The organism is Micromonospora sp. LA-10, from assembly GCF_051853095.1.
GTDB classification, from domain to species: domain Bacteria; phylum Actinomycetota; class Actinomycetes; order Mycobacteriales; family Micromonosporaceae; genus Micromonospora; species Micromonospora echinospora_A.
Genome location: NZ_CP195710.1, coordinates 1,441,140 through 1,459,790, shown reverse-complemented (window position 1 = coordinate 1,459,790; position 18,651 = coordinate 1,441,140). Strand labels below are relative to the sequence as shown.

16 protein-coding genes are annotated in these 18,651 nt (G+C 73.4%); 3 read left to right on the top strand and 13 right to left on the bottom strand.

From position 1 onward, the window contains the following. Positions 1 to 47: 47 nt before the first annotated feature. The 3 genes from ACSDG8_RS06825 to ACSDG8_RS06815 are packed head-to-tail and all read right to left on the bottom strand — an operon-like array spanning position 48 to position 3,303. Positions 48 to 953, bottom strand: a complete 906-nt coding sequence (locus ACSDG8_RS06825) for a dTDP-4-dehydrorhamnose reductase family protein (RefSeq protein WP_210894967.1) — start codon at positions 951 to 953, stop codon at positions 48 to 50. Further along, positions 950 to 2,257: a glycosyltransferase family 4 protein gene (locus ACSDG8_RS06820; protein WP_210894966.1), complete on the bottom strand. Its 1,308-nt coding sequence runs from the start codon at positions 2,255 to 2,257 to the stop codon at positions 950 to 952. The genes ACSDG8_RS06825 and ACSDG8_RS06820 overlap by 4 nt, the downstream gene beginning before the upstream one ends. Then, the gene (locus ACSDG8_RS06815) at positions 2,254 to 3,303 is read right to left on the bottom strand and encodes a polysaccharide biosynthesis protein (protein ID WP_210894965.1); all 1,050 of its coding nucleotides are present in this window, start codon (positions 3,301 to 3,303) and stop codon (positions 2,254 to 2,256) included. Before ACSDG8_RS06815 ends, ACSDG8_RS06820 begins: the two co-directional genes overlap by 4 nt. 223 nt (positions 3,304 to 3,526) lie before the next feature. On the opposite strand from ACSDG8_RS06815, the gene wecB reads away from it, so the two are divergent. Beyond that, on the top strand, positions 3,527 to 4,639 hold the full coding sequence (gene wecB / locus ACSDG8_RS06810; protein WP_247688268.1) for a non-hydrolyzing UDP-N-acetylglucosamine 2-epimerase: 1,113 nt from the start codon (positions 3,527 to 3,529) through the stop codon (positions 4,637 to 4,639). Positions 4,640 to 4,689: 50 nt separating this feature from the next. On the opposite strand, the gene ACSDG8_RS06805 is transcribed toward wecB, so the two are convergent. The 4 genes from ACSDG8_RS06805 to ACSDG8_RS06790 all read right to left on the bottom strand — a co-directional run bounded on the left by ACSDG8_RS06805 (position 4,690) and on the right by ACSDG8_RS06790 (position 8,749). After that, a complete protein-coding gene (locus ACSDG8_RS06805) occupies positions 4,690 to 5,328 on the bottom strand; it encodes an acetyltransferase (protein ID WP_439427739.1) in 639 nt (212 codons plus the stop codon). Between the two features lie 4 nt (positions 5,329 to 5,332). Then, positions 5,333 to 6,472 (bottom strand): DegT/DnrJ/EryC1/StrS family aminotransferase, encoded by a 1,140-nt coding sequence (locus ACSDG8_RS06800; protein ID WP_439427738.1) that lies wholly within the window; start codon positions 6,470 to 6,472, stop codon positions 5,333 to 5,335. After that, a complete protein-coding gene (locus ACSDG8_RS06795) occupies positions 6,469 to 7,170 on the bottom strand; it encodes a sugar transferase (RefSeq protein WP_210894961.1) in 702 nt (233 codons plus the stop codon). The genes ACSDG8_RS06800 and ACSDG8_RS06795 overlap by 4 nt, the downstream gene beginning before the upstream one ends. Positions 7,171 to 7,312: 142 nt before the next feature. After that, positions 7,313 to 8,749 carry a D-glucuronyl C5-epimerase family protein gene (locus tag ACSDG8_RS06790; protein ID WP_210894960.1) on the bottom strand — a complete coding sequence of 479 codons (1,437 nt, stop codon included), beginning with the start codon at positions 8,747 to 8,749 and terminating at the stop codon, positions 7,313 to 7,315. Between the two features lie 116 nt (positions 8,750 to 8,865). On the opposite strand from ACSDG8_RS06790, the gene ACSDG8_RS06785 reads away from it, so the two are divergent. Continuing rightward, positions 8,866 to 9,876, top strand: a complete 1,011-nt coding sequence (locus tag ACSDG8_RS06785; RefSeq protein WP_210894959.1) for a DUF389 domain-containing protein — start codon at positions 8,866 to 8,868, stop codon at positions 9,874 to 9,876. Here ACSDG8_RS06785 and ACSDG8_RS06780 read toward each other — a convergent pair. Together ACSDG8_RS06780 and ACSDG8_RS06775 are read right to left on the bottom strand one after the other, a co-directional pair. Then, positions 9,839 to 10,273 carry a hypothetical protein gene (locus tag ACSDG8_RS06780; protein ID WP_210894958.1) on the bottom strand — a complete coding sequence of 145 codons (435 nt, stop codon included), beginning with the start codon at positions 10,271 to 10,273 and terminating at the stop codon, positions 9,839 to 9,841. The genes ACSDG8_RS06785 and ACSDG8_RS06780 overlap by 38 nt on opposite strands. Before the next feature lie 244 nt (positions 10,274 to 10,517). Beyond that, on the bottom strand, positions 10,518 to 12,998 hold the full coding sequence (locus ACSDG8_RS06775) for a Tex family protein (RefSeq protein WP_210894957.1): 2,481 nt from the start codon (positions 12,996 to 12,998) through the stop codon (positions 10,518 to 10,520). 101 nt (positions 12,999 to 13,099) lie between these two features. On the opposite strand from ACSDG8_RS06775, the gene ACSDG8_RS06770 reads away from it, so the two are divergent. Continuing rightward, a complete protein-coding gene (locus tag ACSDG8_RS06770; protein ID WP_210894956.1) occupies positions 13,100 to 14,611 on the top strand; it encodes a deoxyguanosinetriphosphate triphosphohydrolase family protein in 1,512 nt (503 codons plus the stop codon). A 37-nt stretch (positions 14,612 to 14,648) separates the two neighbouring features. Here the strand turns inward: ACSDG8_RS06770 and ACSDG8_RS06765 are convergent, their stop codons facing one another. From ACSDG8_RS06765 to ACSDG8_RS06750, 4 genes are all read right to left on the bottom strand, one after another. Beyond that, positions 14,649 to 15,794, bottom strand: coding sequence for an MBL fold metallo-hydrolase (locus ACSDG8_RS06765; RefSeq protein ID WP_210894955.1), 1,146 nt, complete (start codon positions 15,792 to 15,794; stop codon positions 14,649 to 14,651). 67 nt (positions 15,795 to 15,861) lie between these two features. Beyond that, positions 15,862 to 16,806: an SDR family NAD(P)-dependent oxidoreductase gene (locus ACSDG8_RS06760; protein ID WP_210894954.1), complete on the bottom strand. Its 945-nt coding sequence runs from the start codon at positions 16,804 to 16,806 to the stop codon at positions 15,862 to 15,864. Continuing rightward, on the bottom strand, positions 16,803 to 17,987 hold the full coding sequence (locus tag ACSDG8_RS06755) for a zinc-dependent alcohol dehydrogenase (protein WP_439427737.1): 1,185 nt from the start codon (positions 17,985 to 17,987) through the stop codon (positions 16,803 to 16,805). The genes ACSDG8_RS06760 and ACSDG8_RS06755 overlap by 4 nt, the downstream gene beginning before the upstream one ends. 74 nt (positions 17,988 to 18,061) lie before the next feature. Then, complete coding sequence (locus ACSDG8_RS06750) at positions 18,062 to 18,649, bottom strand: molybdopterin cofactor-binding domain-containing protein (RefSeq protein ID WP_307871178.1); 588 nt, start codon at positions 18,647 to 18,649, stop codon at positions 18,062 to 18,064. Positions 18,650 to 18,651 lie beyond the last annotated feature (2 nt).

Here is an 18,651-nt window from a genome sequence, read left to right as displayed (position 1 = left end):
CGACACCGTCGGGTGCCACGCCGTCGGGCGGCGCGGCACCCGACGGCTCAGGACGTCGCGCCGGTTCCCGTCACGTCCGCCGGCAGCTGCCAGCGGGACCGGGCGGCACGCAACTCGGCGACCATCCGGGGCCAGGAGGGCGGGCGGTAGCCGGTCGCGGCGGCCAACGCCTCGGCCGACAGCGACCTGTCGCAGACGAAGCCGTCGTAGGGAACGATGTCGCCCGTCCACGCGTACTCGGACGCCACCAGCCGGAGCAGGTCGTACTTGGTGATCGGCGCCGCCGCGACGTGGTAGAGCCCAGCGAGATCGGTACGCGGAAGCACGACGGTGCGCAGGACACGAGCGAGTTCGACAGTGGTCACGCCGCTGTACACGGCCTTGGTGTAGCCCCGCACCGTGCCCGCCTGGCTGAGGAACCAGTCGACCAGGGAGCGGCTCGACGCGAGCTCGTGACCGATGATCGAGGTCCGGAGCGTCAGGGCGTTCGGGCCGCCGACCTCGCCCAGCAGCTTCGACCGCCCGTACAGGTCGGGCGGGTCGGGCAGGTCGGTCTCCACGTAGTTGCCGCGGTCACCGGAGAAGACGCAGTCCGTGCTGACGTGGACGAGACGCGCGCCCACCGTCTGGCACAGGCGGGCCAGCAGATGGGGGAACAGGGCGTTGAGCCGCACCGTGCCGACGGCGTCCTGGACCTCCGGACGCTGCTTGACGACCCCCACGCAGTTGACCACCACGTCCGGCCGCACGCGTTCGAGCAGCGAGCCGACACCGTCGATGTCGTCCGCGTCCAGGCCCGTCTGCACCCGGGCGGCGAGCCCGGGCGGCAGCAGGCCGGTCAGGTCGCCGGTCCGGCAGGCGCCGTGCACGGCGATGCCCGGATCCCGGTCGAACTCCCGCAGCAGGGTGTGCCCGAGCATTCCGGTGACACCGAGGACGAGTACGCGTGTCATGGCTTCCTCCTCCGGCCGCGACCGTCGGCGCCGCGCCGCCGGACGGCGTCGGTCAGCAGATCGGCGAGCACCTGCGCGTTGATCTCTTCACTCATGTGGGCCAGATAGTGCCGCCGGGCGGCGTGACCCATGTCGCGCAGCCGGTCCCGCGGGGCAGACCGCGCCTGCCGGATCACCGCCGCCAGCGCGGCGGGATCGCCGGGAGGCGCCGCGAACCCCGCCCCGGCGCCGGTCACGATGCGGGCGGCGTCACCGGGAGCGCACACCAGAGCCGGCTGGCCGCTGGCCAGGATCGCCTGCACCTTCCCCGGGAGCGTGATGTGGAACAGCGGCTCGTCGGCGAGCGAGATCAGCTGCAACTGGGTGGCAGCCATGGCGGACGCGATCCGCTCCGGCGCGATCTGGTCGGCGAAGTGCACCGTGGCGAGCCCGCCGGCCCGGGCCCGTTCCCGCAGCGACTCCCGTTCCACGCCGCCACCCACGAGCACGAGGTGCACGTCGGGCAGGTCCCGCAGGTGCTCCATCGCCGCGACCGCCACGTCGAGCCGCTGCGCGGCGCCGAGGTTGCCGGCGTACATGACGACGAAGTCGTCCCGGCCGAGGCCGAGCCGGGCCCGGAACGTGGGGTCCGGCTCGGCCGGCTGCATGACCTTCTCGTCGGCCCAGTTGTAGACCACCGACACCTTGTCCGCCGGGATGCCCCGCTCGATCAGCGTCCGCCGCAGGCCGGGGGAGGGAACGGTGATGTGGTCCGCCCAGCGGTGGACGCGGTCGGTCAGGCCGCCGAGAGCGCCGGCCGCCAGCCGCCTGCCCGCGCCGTCGGTGAGGAAGCCGGTGGCGAACACCGAGTCCGGCCAGAGGTCCATCACCATGAGGACGTACGGGGTCCGCCAGCGCATCCGGGCGGCCATCGCGGCGGTGGCCGCGGTGATGGGCGAGCCGTAGACGAGGCTCGCGTCCGCCGAGCGCAGCAGTCCGCGGCCGACGACTGTGGAGGAGGCTGCCCAGCTGAGGTAGTTGGCAGCCCGCCGGACGGCGGACCGGTCGTGGCTCGGGTAGAGGGGGGCGCGCAGCACGCGCAGCCCGTCGAGGTCCTCCACGCTGCGGCGGTGGGCGCGGTAGCCGGCGGGCACGACGCCGGTCGGGTAGTTCGGCACCCCGGTGAGCACGTCCACGGCGAAGTCGCGTTGTTCGAGCGACCGCGCGATGCCCAGCGGGATGCCCGTCGGCTCCGGGGGGAACCACTGCGTGACGAGGGCGATCCGGGTGGCGTCGGCGCCACCGCGGCCCAGGTCGGCGCTCACGCCGGAACGGCGGCGGTCGGCAGGCCGGCCAGGTCGAGCTGCGCGCGCAGCTCCGGGAGGGTGACCAGCAGTTCCATCACCTCCGCGACGCCGAGCCGGCGCGCGTTGTGTGAGTGGTAGTCGACGCGGTGATCCCGGTTCGTGTCGCCCTCGTCGAAGTACAGGCCGTAGTTCAGGTCGCGGCTGTCCACCGGTACCCGGAGGAAGTCGCCGAAGTCCTCGGCGCGGGCCAGGTCCTCGCGGCTGGCCAGCGTCTCGTACAGCTTCTCGCCGTGCCGGATGCCCAGCACGTCGAACTTCGCCGGCACGCCGAACAGGTTGCACAGGGCCACGGCGAGGTCCTCGATCGTGCAGGCGTCCGCCTTGCGGATGAACACGTCACCCGGCTGGCCGTGGTGGAAGGCGTGTTCGACGAGTTCGACCGACTGCTCCAGGGACATCAGGAAGCGGGTCATCGTCGGCTCGGTCACGGTGAGCGGCACGCCGCCGCGGATCTGCTCGACGAACAGGGGGATCACGGAGCCGCGGGAGTACATCACGTTGCCGTACCGGACGCAGCAGACCCGGGTACGGGCACCCGGGTTGTTGCGCGCGTGGGCCTGCGCCACCTTCTCCATCAGCGCCTTGGTCATGCCCATCGCGTTCACCGGGTAGACGGCCTTGTCGGTGCTGAGCAGCACCAGCGCCTCGACGCCGTTGCGCTCGCAGGCGTCCACCACGTTGGCGCTGCCCAGGACGTTGGTCCGGACCGCCTCCAGCGGGAAGAACTCGCAGGAGGGCACCTGCTTGAGCGCCGCCGCGTGGAAGACGTACTCGACTCCCCGGGTGGCCTTCAGCGTGCTGTCGTGGTCGCGCACGTCGCCGACGTAGTAGCGGACCCGGTCGTCCCGGAGCCGGTGCCGCATCGCGTCCTGCTTGGACTCGTCCCGGCTGAGCACCCGCACCTCTTCGGCGCCGGCCTTCAGCAGGCGGACGACCATGGTCTGGCCGAACGATCCGGTGCCGCCGGTGATCAGGAACCGCCGGCCCGAAAGCGAGGAAGCCACATCTCCTCCAGTCTCCCCCGTGCCTGACGGGAGCTCACATCGCAACTGCACGTTACTTCCTCATAACGAGTCAAAGATGGAGATAGCGGCAATAAGCGGCGTGATCCGCCGGTCGCTCCCGTCCGGCCGCCACCGGGCGCGACGCCTGCTCGTTGATCCAACGAGCAGAGGTCGCTGGTGGAAGCTGGGCCGGCTGGGCGAAAGGCAGTTCATGACACGGGTGATGACGGTGGTGGGGACCAGGCCGGAGATAATCCGGCTCTCCCGGGTGATCGCGCGACTCGACGACACTGTGGAGCACGTGCTCGTGCACACCGGGCAGAACTGGGACAGCACCCTGTCCGACGTCTTCTTCAAGGAGCTGCGGATCCGCGAGCCCGACCGCTTCCTGCAGGTCGACACCGCGTCCCTGGGACGCGTTCTCGGTGGCGTGCTGATCGGGATGGAGTCCGCGATCGCCGACCTGCGCCCGGACGCCCTGCTCGTGCTCGGTGACACCAACAGCAGCATCGGCGCCCTGATGGCCCGGCGGATGAAGGTGCCGGTCTACCACATGGAGGCCGGCAACCGGTGCTTCGACCTGAACGTGCCGGAGGAGACGAACCGGCGCCTCGTCGACCACATCGCCGACTTCAACCTGGTCTACAGCGAACACGCGCGGCGCAACCTGCTGGCGGAGGGCCTGCACCCGCGGCGGATCCTGCACACCGGCTCGCCCATGCGGGAGGTGCTGGAGCACTACCGGCCCGCGATCGCGGCGTCCACGGTGCTGAGCCGGCTCGGGCTGACAGCGGGCCGGTACTTCCTCGTCAGCGCGCACCGCGAGGAGAACGTCGACCGCCCGGACCGGCTCGCCCGGTTGCTGGACTGCCTGTACGCGGTCCGGGACGAGTGGGGATTCCCGGTCCTCGTCTCCACGCATCCGCGGACGCGGAACCGGCTGGAGGCGCTGGCGCCGGAGGCGGACCTGCTGGACGGCATCGTCTTCCACGAGCCGTTCGGCCTGCCCGACTACGTCCACCTGCAGACCAGCGCCTACTGCACGCTGTCGGACAGCGGGACGATCAGCGAGGAGGCGGCGATCCTGGGCTTCCCCGCCGTCACGCTCCGGGACGCGATCGAGCGCCCCGAGGCGCTCGACGCCGGAGGCATCATCATGACTGGGCTGGATCCGGCCGGGGTGACCGAGGCGGTCCGGGTGACAGTGCGCCAGCACCGGGCGGAGGGCGTGCCCTGCCCGGCCGACTACGAGGTCACCGACACGTCACGCCGGGTCGTCGACTTCATCCTGTCCACGGTCCGTCGTCACCACGACTGGGCGGGCATCCGTCGCTGATCCCCGACGCGGTGGGCGGTGTCGGCGCTGCCCGCCGCGGGAGCGCTGGATCAGCGTGCCGGCACACCCTTCACGACCGTCCGCTCCCCGACGTCGCGTACCACGCAGGCGCCGGCGCCGACAGTGCTGTCCCGGCCGACCCGCAGGCCCTGGAGCACCGCGGCGTTGGTGCCGACGAGCGTGCCCTCGGCCAGGTGGCAGTCACCGGAGACGGCGGCGAGCGGGTTGACCGACACGAAGTCGCCGAGGGTGCTGTCGTGCCCGACGGTGACGTTCTGGTTGAGGTGGACGTGCCGGCCGATGGTGACGTTCGTGGTGACGCGGGCGCCCGCGAAGGCGACGAACCCTGGGCCGTACCGGTTGTCCGGGCCGACGGTGGCATCCGGGTGGACGAGGCTCGCGGCCGGAAGGTCGTAGGCGTCGACCCTCGCCGCCACCGCCCGGCGGATCCTCGGGTCGCCGATGCCGATGACGTGGTGGGTCTGCGGCGGCGCCTCGCGCAGCCACGCGACGCCGCCGAGGTACGGCACGTCCAGGCGCTGTACCCGCTTGAGGTTCTCCTCCGAGGGGTGGTCGTCGACGAACCCGATCAGGTGCCAGTCCGGTCCGCCGGCCGACACCACCGCCCGGGCGATCGTCAGCAGTTCCCGCCCGTGGCCACCGCACCCCACGATCAGCAGGGGTGTCATGCGGCTACGCCCCGATCCGGGCGGCCAGGAACTCGCCGATCGCGCCCAGCACCGTGCTGATCTGCGGCTCGGTGAGCGCGCTGCCGCTGGGCAGGGTCAGCCCTTGGGCGAACAGGTCGTCGGCGGCGCCACTGAGGATGCTCTCCGCGCCGGCGAAAGCCGGCTGCCGGTGCATCGGCTTCCAGACCGGGCGCGTCTCGATGTCTCGCTTCCGCAGCTGTTCGGCCAGCTCGGCCGCGTGCCACCCGGCGCGGTCGGGGCGTACCCGGATCACCGTCAGCCAGCAGTTCGAGGTGTCGTCGGCCGCGCCGACGAGTTCGACGCCCGGGACGGACGCGAACAGCTCGGCGTAACGGTTCCGCAGGCGCCGACGCCGGCCGATCATGCCGTCGAGCCGCACGAGTTGCGCGCGGCCGAGGGCGGCGAGCAGGTTGCTGAGCCGGTAGTTGTACCCGGTCTCGCGGTGCTCGTAGTGCGGCGCCTGCTCGCGTGCCTGCGTGGCGAGATGCCGGGCGCGGGCCAAAAGCGACAGGTCGTCGGAGACGAGCATGCCGCCGCCGGAGGTGGTCATGATCTTGTTGCCGTTGAAGGAGAGCGCGCCGACCCGCCCGAACGAGCCGGCGGGCCGGCCACCGTGCGTCGCGCCGAGCGCCTCCGCGGCGTCCTCCACCACCGGCACGCCCGCCTCCGCGCAGACCGGAAGCAGCCGGGTGTAGTCGGCGCAACTGCCGAACATGTCCACCGGAACGACCGCGCCCACCCGTTCGCCCCGGTCGCGTAGCCGGTCCAGCGTCTCGGCCAGCAGCGACACGTCGATGTTCCCGGTGCCCGGGTCGCAGTCGACGAACACCGGCCGCGCGCCGGTGTACCGGACCGCGTTCGCGGTCGCGACGAACGTCAGCGTCGGTACGACCACCACGTCCCCGGCGCCGACGCCGACGCCGAGCAGGGCCAGGTGCAGCGCGGCGGTGCCGGAGCTGACCGCCACCGCGCCCCGGACGCCGACCCGGGCCGCGACTTCGCGCTCGAACTCCTCGAGATCGGGACCGGTGGGCGCCACCCAGCCGGAACGCAGCGCGGCGATCAGGTAGGACTCCTCCAGCGGACCGACGTCCGGCGCGGACAGGTGGACCAGGCGGCTCATGACAGCCTGCCCGGCCGGACCGTGGCACGCGCGGTGTCTCCCGCCGCGGCTGCGGCCGGCACGGTCCCGAGGAACTCCGGCGCGGTGGCCGACCCGGCCGCCGAGATGCCCTCCCGCCGCAGCACGGTACGGACGGTGGCGGCGAGAATCGCGAGGTCCAACCGCAGTGAGCGGTTGTCGACGTACTCCACGTCGAGGGCGAACTTCTCCTCCCAGCTCAGCTCGTTGCGGCCGCGTACCTGGGCCAGGCCGGTGACGCCGGGTCGCACCTCGTGCCGGCGCGCCTGGGTCGGCGTGTAGCGGTCCAGGTACTCCGGCAGCAGGGGGCGCGGGCCGACGAGGCTCATGTCGCCGCGGAGCACGTTCCAGAGCGTGGGCAACTCGTCGAGGCTCGTGGCGCGGAGCCGGCGACCGAACGGCGTGAGGCGGTCGGCGTCGGAGAGCAGGCCGCGCCGGTGGTCCGGCTCCCGCATGGTCCGGAACTTGACCACCTCGAACAGCGCGCCGTGGCGCCCGGCGCGCCGCTGGCGGAACAGCACCGGGCGGCCCAGCCGGACGGCCACCAGAACGGCGACGACCGCCAGCACTGGCGCCGTCACCACGAGCAGGACGACGGCCGCGAGCACGTCGAGGAACCGCTTCGACCGGTCGGACCGGCCGGTCGAGAGCGATCCGTGACGCACATCGGGAAGCGACATGCCCCCACCTCCGCACAGGTACCCGGCCACCTGTCCGGGCGCGGCAGGAAGCCGCGATCGGGAACAGGCGGCACCGATCTCTCGGATCAACCGTGCGGGAGCGCGCGAGGACACGGGTGCGGGAGATCGACACTTCGCCTGGTCAGGTGGCGGGCGTCAGCCCGTCGTGGGCCGGCAGCCAGTACCCGACGTACACCCCGGCCGTGATCTGGTAGCTCATCGTCCCGTTCACCCAGGCGGTCGCGCCGAACGGCGCGGCCGAGCTGCGGGGGAAGGTGAACGTCTTGCTCCCGGTGACGCCCCAGCCCGGCCCGTGCAGATGCGCCGTGTAGGTGCCGGGACCGAAGGACAGCGTCCGCTGCGGCGTGTAGGTGTGGCGCACGACCGCGCCGAGCAGATTTCGCTCGCCCGGGGTCTCCGCTATCAGGAACCCGGCCAGCGCCCCGTTCGTGATCCGGTAGTGGATGCCGCGTCCGGGGATGCGGATGCGCTGGTCGGCGTTCGCCTGGGACTGCCGGGACAGGGTCAGGGATCGCTGCTCCAGCACCGCCCCGGCGGAGGAGAACCGGTAGCCAACGTGCGTGCCGCCGGAGAAGACCACGGTCCCGGAGACGGCCGGCGCCGGGTAGTCCTCACGGAACAGGTCGGCCAGGCCCGCGAAGACCGGCGCCCGGGTCATCTCGTACGTCTTCAGCAACTGCCCTATGTGCACAGGGTGGTAACTGGCGTACGAACTTGGACACCCGATCGAGTAGCGACTGATCCACTGCGGGGCGCGGAACGTGGACGGCACGTGGTGGCGCAGCGTGGTCGCGGCCCCGTCGAAGAGGGCGACGGCCCGCTGGTCACCGGTCAGCCGCCAGTAGTCGTACACGCCGTAGAGCGCGAATATGTGGCCGTTCAGCACACGCTCACCGGTCACGCCCGGGGTCACCGGATACTCCTCGAGCCACAGGTGTCCGGCGTCGTCCACCCAACTGGCCCAGGGCACCCCGGTGGCGGGTGGGAGCAGGAGGCTGGCGAACGTGCGGTCGGCGGCTTCGCGCCACTTCCGGTCGCCGGTGACGACGTGCAGGCGGGCGAACAGGCTGAGCAGCTGTCCCTGTGCCATCGCGCTGTACCAAGGCGCCCGGACCACGGGCATCTGACTGCAGCGCGGAAAGTCGAATTCGTAGGAGTACCACCAGGCCGACCGCGATTCGACCCGGCGGTCGATGTTGCGCTGCGCCTGGGCCAGCGCCCGGTCGAGGAAGAGCCGGTCGCGGTTGGCGAGGTACGTGCGCAGGTTGCTCAGTCCCCACTGCGCCTGGGCGACGGGATGGTCGTACGTCTGCCCGTTGTACTGGAACAGGCGGACACCGTGCTCGTCGTGCGGGTTCGGATCCACCCGGGGCGCCAGCGCGCTGTCGTTGTACGGCAGGCCGGCGTCCGGGATGAACTGTGGCCGGAATCCGTCGCGCGCATAGCCGCTCACGTCCGCCGCGCCGCGGAGCGTCGCGACGTCGGCCGCCTCCGCCGTACCGGCTGTCGAGGCCACGACGCCCATGGTCAGCGCCAGTGCCAGCAGAGTGTTCCTCATCGGGGAGAACAGGGTGCTCATAGGGGGACGGTTGGGACGAGATCCACCAGAGCCATGGAAAATATCGGCTTTCCGACATGTACCTGCGGCTCGTCGCTCCGCAGTAGAGTGCGCCAGTGCTGCACCTGCGAATCATCGCGCCGGGCGACCGCTCGTCCGCCGTCGTGGACCTGCTCGGCGGCGAGCCCGGCGTGACCCACCTGGTCGTCGTCCCCGGGGCCGCCCGCCGGCCCGCCGGCGACCTCGTCCTGTGCGACGTGGTCCGGGAAAGCGCAGACCACGTCCTGCGCCGCCTTCAGGACCTCGACGTGGACGTACGCGGTGGGATCGCCGCCGACGACGTGGAGCTGACCCTGTCCGAGGCGGCCGACCGGGCCGCTGAGGAGGCCCCCGGCCACGGCGAGGACGCCGTGGTGTGGGACGAGATCGCCGCGAAGACCGGCGAGCAGACGGTGCTCACCGGCACGTTCCTCGCCCTGATCGTGGTGGCCACCATGATCGCCGGCATCGGTGTGTTGCTGGACCAGCCCATCCTGATCGTCGGCGCGATGGTGGTCGGCCCCGAGTTCGGCCCGCTCGCCGCGCTCTGCGTGGCGCTGCTGCGGCGCCAGCCGCGCGTGGTCGGCCGCTCGGTGCAGGCGCTGACCGTCGGCTTCCTCGTCGCCATGGCGGCCACCGTGCTGAGCACCTGGGCGCTCACCGCGACTGGTCTCGTCGACCGGGACATGCTGCTCGCCGAACGGCCGATGACCGACTTCATCTGGCGTCCGGACGCGTTGTCCTGGGTGGTGGGCCTGCTCGCGGGCGTGGCCGGCATGCTGTCGCTGACCTCGAAGAAGTCCGGGTCGCTCGTGGGTGTGCTGATCTCGGTGACCACCGTGCCGGCGGCGGCGAACGTGGCTGTGGCGTCCGCGTACGGCGTGTGGCACGAGGCGGCCGGCTCCGCCCTCCAGTTGGTGATCAACCTGGCCGCGATCGTGCTCGCCGGGTTGCTCACGCTCGTGGTTCAGCTGTGCTGGTGGCGGCACGTCGCCCGGCGGGCCGCGCACGCGGTGCCCCGGCAGCGGGCAGATCGGCCGCCGTCCCCGGTCAGCGCCAGTCGTCGCCCGCGTCGAGACGACGGCTGAGCAGCGTCGCCAGCGGCACGGACTCGCCGTCCCGGCCGCCCCGGCCGATGACGAGGGGCGGCGGACTGGGCGGCGGGTCCGCCCCGAGCAGCCGCGCCCGCAGACCCGGCGGCACGGTGAGCAGGTAGAAGCGCCCGTCGGTGTCGACCGCGCGGCTGTGCGCCCGGTCCACGTACCAGCCGGTGATCCGCGTGCGGTAGCGGCCGCGCCCGTCGTGGCCGGTGGCGGTCAGCCGGTCGGCGCGCAGCCCGCGCCGCAGCGCCTCGGCCGCGAAGCGGGCGACCAGCTCCGCGGCCTCCGCCTGCTCGGCCTCGCGTTCGCGGGCGGCGGCCTCCGCGTGCGCCCGCACCGCGTGGCGTTGCCGCTCCCGCCACCGCTCGTCGTCCTCACCGCCCACGACCGCGAGGGTACGCGGAACCGGCGCCGCCCGGCGCAGAGGCCGTCGGGACCGGGGCGCGCACCGCCGAGGCTGCGGTTGCTCTGGCAGGCGTGACCCGTTCGCGGCGCGCTGCCCCGCCCGGCGTGATCAACTCCAGCTCGCCGAAGCGGTGGTGTCGCGGTGCCTCTGATGCCACCACCTCGGCGAGATTGTGTTGATCAAGGGTGGCGATGCCGCCGCCTCGGCCCGGCAGCGGGACGTGTCAGGCCAGCCCGGCGCGGCGCAGCGCCTCCGCCATGGCGTCGTTGACCGGGGCCGGACCGCCGCCACCGCGCCCCGGCCGCTGCTGCTGGCCACCGCGCGCCGCGCCGCCCTGCCCGCCGCCGCGCTGGCCGCCGCCGCCCTGCCCGCCGCCCGAGCCGCCGCCCGAGCCGCCGCCCGAGCCGCCGCGCTGGCCGCCGCCGCCCTGCCCGCCGCGACCCTGGCCGCCCGGGCGCGGACCGGCGCCGCCCCGACCGCCCCGGCCCTCGCCGCCCGCCGGGCGTCCGCCGCCGGCCGGCGCCTCGTCCTCCAGGCGCAGCGTCAGCGAGATCCGCTTGCGCGGCACGTCCACGTCGAGCACCCGGACCTTCACCACGTCACCGGACTTCACCACGTCGCGCGGGTCCTTGACGAACGTGTGCGACATGGCCGAGACGTGCACCAGGCCGTCCTGGTGCACGCCCACGTCGACGAACGCGCCGAACGCGGCCACGTTCGTGACCACGCCCTCCAGCACCATGCCCGGCGTCAGGTCGCTGATCTTCTCCACGCCCTCGACGAACGTGGCGGTCCGGAACTCCGGGCGCGGGTCGCGGCCCGGCTTCTCCAGCTCGGCCAGGATGTCGGTGACGGTGGGCAGGCCGAACGTGTCGTCGACGAAGTCGGTGGCGCGCAGGCCACGCAGGATCGCCGACTTCCCGATCAGCGCGCGCAGGTCCTGCCCGGTGGAGGAGAGGATGCGGCGCACCACCGGGTACGCCTCGGGGTGCACGCTGGAGGAGTCCAGCGGGTCGTCGCCGCCGGGGATGCGCAGGAAGCCCGCGCACTGCTCGAACGCCTTCGGGCCGAGCCGCGGCACCTTCTTCAGCTCCGCCCGGGTGCGGAACGGCCCGTTGGCGTCGCGGTGCAGCACGATGTTCTCGGCCAGCCCGGCGCCGATGCCGGAGACCCGGGTGAGCAGCGGCGCGGAGGCGGTGTTGACGTCCACGCCGACCGCGTTGACGCAGTCCTCCACCACCGCGTCGAGCGAGCGGGACAGCTTCACCTCGGACAGGTCGTGCTGGTACTGCCCGACCCCGATCGACCGCGGGTCGATCTTGACCAGCTCGGCGAGCGGGTCCTGGAGGCGGCGGGCGATCGACACCGCGCCGCGCAGCGAGACGTCCAGACCGGGCAGTTCCTGGGAGGCGTACGCGGAGGCGGAGTAGACCGACGCGCCCGCCTCGGAGACCACCACCTTCGTCAGCTTCAGCTCCGGGTGCCGCTTGATCAGGTCACCGGCGAGCTTGTCGGTCTCCCGGCTGGCGGTGCCGTTGCCGATCGCGATCAGCTCGACGCCGTGCGCGGCGGCGAGCGTGGCGAGCGTGTGCAGGGAGGCGTCCCACTGCCGGCGCGGCTCGTGCGGGTAGATCGTGTCGGTGGCGACCACCTTGCCGGTGGCGTCGACCACCGCCACCTTCACGCCGGTACGCAGGCCCGGGTCGAGGCCCATCGTCGCCCGCGTGCCGGCCGGCGCGGCCAGCAGCAGGTCGCGCAGGTTGGTGGCGAAGACCCGCACGGCCTCCTCCTCGGCCGCCTGCCACAGCCGCATCCGCAGGTCCGCGCCGAGGTGGATGAGGATCCGGGTACGCCAGGCCCAGCGCACCGTGTCGGCCAGCCACCTGTCGGCGGGCCGCCCCTGGTCGCTGACGCCGAACCGGCCGGCCACTACCGCCTCGTAGCGGCTGGGGCCCGGGTTCGCGTCGGCGTCCCCGTCGGCCTCCGGGTCCATGGTCAGCTCCAGCACGCCCTCCTTCTCGCCCCGGAACATGGCGAGGATGCGGTGCGACGGCAGCTTCGGGTACGGCTCGGAGAAGTCGAAGTAGTCGGCGAACTTCGCGCCCGCGGTCTCCTGGCCCTCGCGTACCCGGGAGACCAGGCGGCCCCGCGACCACATCTGTTCGCGCAGCGTGCCGATCAGGTCGGCGTCCTCGGCGAAACGCTCGATCAGGATGGCCCGCGCGCCGTCCAGCGCGGCGGCGGCGTCCGCGACGCCCTTGTCCGGGTCGGCGAACCCGGCGGCGACCGCCTTCGGGTCCTGCGCCGGGTCGGCCAGCAGCGTGTCGGCGAGCGGCTCCAGCCCGGCCTCGCGGGCGATCTGCGCGCGGGTGCGCCGCTTCGGCTTGTAGGGCAGGTAGATGTCCTCCAGGCGCGACTTCGAGTCGGCGGCGAGGATCTGCGCCTCCAGCGCCTCGTCGAGCCTGCCCTGGCCGCGGATCGACTCCAGCACGGCCGCGCGCCGCTCGTCCAGCTCACGCAGGTAGCGCAGGCGCTCCTCCAGCGTGCGCAGCTGCGCGTCGTCGAGCAGGCCGGTGGCCTCCTTGCGGTAGCGGGCGATGAACGGCACTGTGGCGCCGCCGTCGAGCAGGTCGACTGCTGCCCGCACCTGACGTTCGGCGACGCCGAGTTCCTCGGCGATCCGCTGGTGCACTGACTGGGTCACGATTGTCATCCGCCTTCTCGGGTGGTTTCCGCCCTGCATTGTGCCGTTCGCCTCCGACCGGCTGTGCCCGGCCCGCCGCCGTCTGCGCTAGCGTGGCGATCATGGAGGCACCTGCGGATCCGCGGGCCCGGCGGCTCTTCGGGGGCAGCGCCCGGGCGCTCGGCGACCTGGCCGCCGGCCCGTTCCGGGCCGACCGGGACCGGATCGTCGGCTCGCCGTTCTTCGCCCGGCTGAACGGCGTCACCCAGGTGATCAGTCCCGGCGGGTCGGGGCTGCTGGTGCACAACCGGCTCACCCACAGCCTCAAGGTTGCCCAGGTGGCCCGGGCGATCGCGGAGCGGCTGACGGCCGACCCGGCGTACCGGGACCTGCTGGACAAGCTCGGCGGCTGCGACCCGGAGGTGGTGGAGGCGGCCGCGCTCGCGCACGACCTCGGCCACCCGCCGTTCGGGCACCTGGGGGAGCGGGTGCTGGACCGGCTGGCCCGGCAGCGGCTCGGGCTGGCCGACGGCTTCGAGGGCAACGCGCAGTCGTACCGGATTGTCACCAGCACCGAGATCCGTGGCGCGGCGACCACCGGACTGGACCTGACCGCCGCGGTCCGGGCCGCGATGCTGAAGTACCCGTGGACCCGCCTGGACCATCCCGACCCGCACCCACGGCACCTCGACCCGGCGCCCCGGGGCGCGGCGGCGCCGCCGGACGACCCGGAGAGCGGGTCGGTGAAGTTCGGCGCGTACCGCACCGAGCTGGACGATCTGCGCCAGGCGCGGGAGCCGTTCGCCGGGCGGATCCCGGACTGGCAGCAGACCCCGGAGGCGTCGGTGATGGACACCGCCGACGACATCGCGTACGCGATCCACGACGTGGAGGACTTCTACCGCGTCGGGGTGCTCCAGCAGGGCGCGGTGGCGGCCGAGCTGATGGCCTGGCAGCGCGAGTGCGGGCACCTGCGGTCGATCACCGCCCCGGCGCTGGAGGCGGCGGGCCGGCGCCCCGGCGCGGCGATCGAGCGGCTGCGCCGGCACCTGCACCGCAAGGACGGCTGGATCGCCGACGACGAGGCGTTCGCCGCCGCTGTCGAGCACGTGCGCGAGGAACTGGTCGAAGGGCTGCTGGCGCTGCCGTTCGACGGCTCGATCGAGGCCGAGCAGTACGTCGCCCGGTTCTCCGCCCGCTGGACCACCCGCTTCGTGGACGCCATCACGGTGACCCCGGAGCCGCACGTCCGCTCCGGGTACGTGCTGCTGACCAAGGCGCAGTGGCACGAGGTGCAGGTGCTCAAGTTCGTGCACCACCGGTTCGTGCTGGCCCGGCCGGACCTGGCGCTGCACCAGCGTGGCCAGGCCCGGCTGCTGGGCACGCTGGTGGAGGCGCTCTGGGAGTGGCTGCTGGACCCGGACGAGGAGTCGCGGCTGCCGCGCCGGCTGCACGACCTGGTCGAGCTGGCCGAGGCGGAGCTGCACCCGCGTACCCCGGACCGGATCGGCCGGGCCCGGGGCCGGGCGATCATCGACTTCGTCGCGCAGCTCACCGACGGCCAGGCGGTGGCCATGCTGGACGCGCTGTCGGGCCGCTCGGGCGCGCTCTGGACGGACGCCTTCGTGCTCTGAGCCGCCGGGTCAGAGCACGAAGTGCGGCAGCCCTCGGTCAGGCGATGTCCTGCCACCAGCCGTCGACCGCCGGCGGCTCGTCGACCACCACCCGCTCGCCGGGGCGCGGCACGGCCAGCCGCACGTCCCGGGCTTTCGCCTCGGCCCAGAGCCGGTTCACCGGCTCGGACCAGTCGTGCAGGGCCAGGTTGAACGTGCCCCAGTGCACCGGCACCAGCAGTCCGCCGCGCACGTCGAGGTGGGCGGCGACCGCCTCCTCCGGGAACATGTGGATGTGCGGCCACGCCCTGTCGTACGCGCCGATCTGCATGAGCGTCAGGTCGAACGGGCCGTGCTCGGCGCCGATCGCGGCGTACCCGTCGAAGTAGCCGGAGTCGCCGGTGTAGAAGACCTTCCGGTGCGTGCCGGTGATCGTCCAGGAGCTCCAGAGCGTGCCGTCGCGGCGCAGCCCCCGGCCGGAGAAGTGCTGGGCGGCGGTGGCGGTGAGCGTCAGCCCGCCGACCCGGTGGCTCTCCGACCAGTCCAGCTCGATGATGCGGTGCTCGGGTACGCCCCAGCGGGCCAGGTGGGCGCCGACGCCGAGCGGCACCACGAACGGCGCGGACTGGAGATCGGCCAGCGTGCGGACGGTGTCCATGTCGAGGTGGTCGTAGTGGTCGTGCGAGATCAGCACCGCGTCCAGCGGGGGCAGGTCGGTGAGGCGGACCGGCGGTTCGTGGATGCGCCGCGGGCCGACCAGCCCGGACGGGGAGCACCTGTCGCTCCACACCGGGTCGAGCAGCACCCGCTTTCCCTCGATCTCGACGAGCGTGGAGGCGTGGCCGTACCAGATGACGTTCAGCTCGCGGTCCGGGTCGGCGGCGGGCGCGGCGCCGGGGCGCAGCAGCGGCACCGGGCTGTCCGGGCGCCGCTTCTGCTTGCCGAAGACCAGTTCCCGGAGCAGGTTGCGGCCGGGGTCGGCGACCATGGTGGCGCTGGCGCCGGCCGGGTTGTGGAACGTGCCGTCGCGGAACCGCGGGGACCGGGCCGCCCGTTCCGCCCGGTCGCCGGTGAGCCGGCCGCCGAGCTGGGCCGGTACGTCCCGTGCCGCCCAGGCCAGCCCGGCCACCGCGGCCAGCCCGGCGAGTTTCCACATCCGCCCGCCGCGCGTCCGGTCCGGTTCCTGCCCCGTTGGTTGCCGCATGCTCGTCCCTCCGCAGTGTCCCGCCGTACACGGTAACGACCCGCGCCACGGTCCGCCCGCGCGGCGGTCAGGGCAGCCGGCGTCGTACCGCCGACGCCACGCCGGCCGCGCGCCCGCCCACGGCCCGGACCACCTGCGACACGTCGGGCAGCCAGCCGCCCCGGACCGCCTCGCCGGCCGGGTTCGGTGCGAACACGATGCCCCGGTGGGCGGCGATCGGCTGCCGGGTCAGCCCGGCCAGGCGCATCAGCGGCCCGACCAGCACGTCGTACACCCCGGGCAGGGCGGTGAAGCCGAAGCGCATGATCACGTTGAGCCGTCCCACCGAGACCTCCCGGCGGGGCCGGTCGAGGCACTGCGCGATGGCGCGGGCCACCCGCTCGGGTGAGGCGATCGGGAGTGGCGGCCGGCCGATGCGGCCCAGGTAGTTGGCCGCCTGCCGGTAGACGGGTGTGTCGACGCTGCCCGGGTTGACCAGGCAGATCGCGATGCCCGGTGTCTCCCGCGCCTCCTGCTGGAGCGTGCGGGCCAGCCCTTGCAGGCCCCACTTCGCCGCCACGTAGCCGCTCATGTAGGGCGCGGTGATGTGCCCGAGCACCGAGCCGGTGAGCACGAGCGTGCCGCCGCCGGCGGCCCGGAACCGGAGCAGCGCCTCCCGGGCCACGGCCGCGGCGGCCAGCAGGTCGGTGCGGACCACCTGCTCGAACACCTCGGCCGGGGTCTCGTCGAAGCGGCCGTAGGACATCACCGCGGCGGTGTGCACCCAGGCGTCGACGCCGCCGTACTCGGCCTGCGCCGCGTCGGCGAGCGCGGCCACCGCGCCGGGCTCGGTCACGTCCATCGGTACGGTGATCGCCGCCGCGCCCGCGGCCCGGCACTCGTCGCGCACCTCGGTGAGCGTGGCGGGGGAGCGGGCCGCGAGGACCAGCCGGTCCCCGCGGCCCGCCAGCTCCCGGGCGGTCGCCCGGCCGATCCCGCTGGTCGCGCCGGTGACGACCACCGTCCGGGTCACGGCGCGAGCACGACCTTGACGCAGCCGTCCTCCTTCTTCTGGAACATCTCGTACGCGCGCGGCGCGTCGGTCAGCGGCAGCCGGTGGGTACGCAGGTCCTCCACGCCCAGCGGGTCGTCGTCGCGCTCCAGCAGCGGGATGATGTCGTCGACCCAGCGCCGTACGTGGCACTGCCCCATGCGCAGCTGGATGCCCCTGTCGAACATCTCCATCAGCGGCATCGGGTCCTGCTCGCCGCCGTACACGCCGGAGATCGACACGGTGCCGCCGCGCCGCACGGCCTTGAGCGCGGCGTGCAGCACCACGAGCCGGTCCACGCCGGCCTTGTCGGTCATCGCCTGGTCCAGCTTGTCCGGGAGCAGCCCGGCGGCGGTCTGGGCCATCTTGCCCAGCGGCGCGCCGTGCGCCTCCATGCCGACCGCGTCGATCACCGCGTCCGGGCCGCGCCCGTCGACCAGGTCGATGAGCGTGCCGGGCACATCGTCGAGCTCGCTGACGTCGAGCACCTCGATGCCGTGCCGGCGGGCCATCTCCAACCGCTCGGGGACCAGGTCCAGCCCGATGACGCGGCCGGCGCCCAGGTGGCGGCCGATCCGGGCGCTGAACTGCCCGACCGGGCCGAGCCCGAACACGGCGAGCGTGCCGCCGGGCGGGGTGTCCGCGTACTTCACGGCCTGCCAGGCGGTGGGCAGGATGTCGGACAGGTAGAGCCAGCGCTCGTCCGGGCCGCTGTCCGGGATCGTGATCGGGCCGAACTGGGCCTGCGGCACGCGCAGGTACTCGGCCTGGCCGCCGGGGATCGAGCCGTACAGCGAGGTGTAGCCGAACAGGGACGCGCCCTTGCCCTGGATGGTGACCTGCGTGGTCTCGCACTGGGCGTAGAGCTGCCGCTCGCACATCCAGCACGAGCCGCAGGAGATGTTGAACGGGACGACCACCCGGTCGCCCTTCTTGAGCCGGGTCACCCCGGGCCCGACCTCCTCGACGATGCCCATCGGCTCGTGCCCGAGGACGTCGCCGGGCTTCAGGTACGGCCCGAGCACTTCGTACAGGTGCAGGTCGGAACCGCAGATGGCGGTCGAGGTGATCCGGATGATCGCGTCGGTCGGCTCCTCGATCCGGGGGTCCGGGACGTCCTCGACGCGAACGTCCCGCTTGCCGTGCCAGGTCAGTGCCTTCATGCCTGTATGTCCCCTCTCCGGTGCCGTCCCTCGGACTGCTACCCGGCAGGGGGCTGTTGAATCGGCGGCGCCGGTCACCGTGGCGTGAGGTCGACGGCCACGGCGATCGTGCTGGTGCTGGCGGCGGTGACGGCGAGTGCGCCGATGTCGAGGCGGCGGCCCGCGCGGTCGGTGACGGCGCCCGCGGCGAGCCGCAGGCCGGCGACGGGCGTGCCGAGAGTCGCCGACGCGGCCTCCAGCAGCCGCCGCCGGGCCACCGCCACCGCGACCCGGACGGGGGTACGGGTGGGAACGGCCGGATGGGGCGCGCCCCGGACGGTGGCGACCGCCGCCCGTGCGCCCGCGCCGGCCGGTGGCACGCGCACCCGGCGGCGGGGCAGGGACAGCTCCTCGGCGATCAGTTCGGCGGCCGAGGCGCCGCTGCCGTATCCCGGCCGGCCCGGCGGCAGCGTGCACGACACGGTGCCGTCCGGGTCGATCTCGACGGCGATCAGTGCCGTCCCGGGCAGGGCCGCCGCCGTCATGATGTCGCCGAGGCCGAGCAGCCCGGTGACGTCCGGCGACGGCGTCCGGGCGGTCGCCGGGTACGCGGCGGTGAGTTCGGCCGCGGCCACGAGGATCGGCGCGGCCAGCACGTACCCGACGAACCGGGGGACGGGCACGG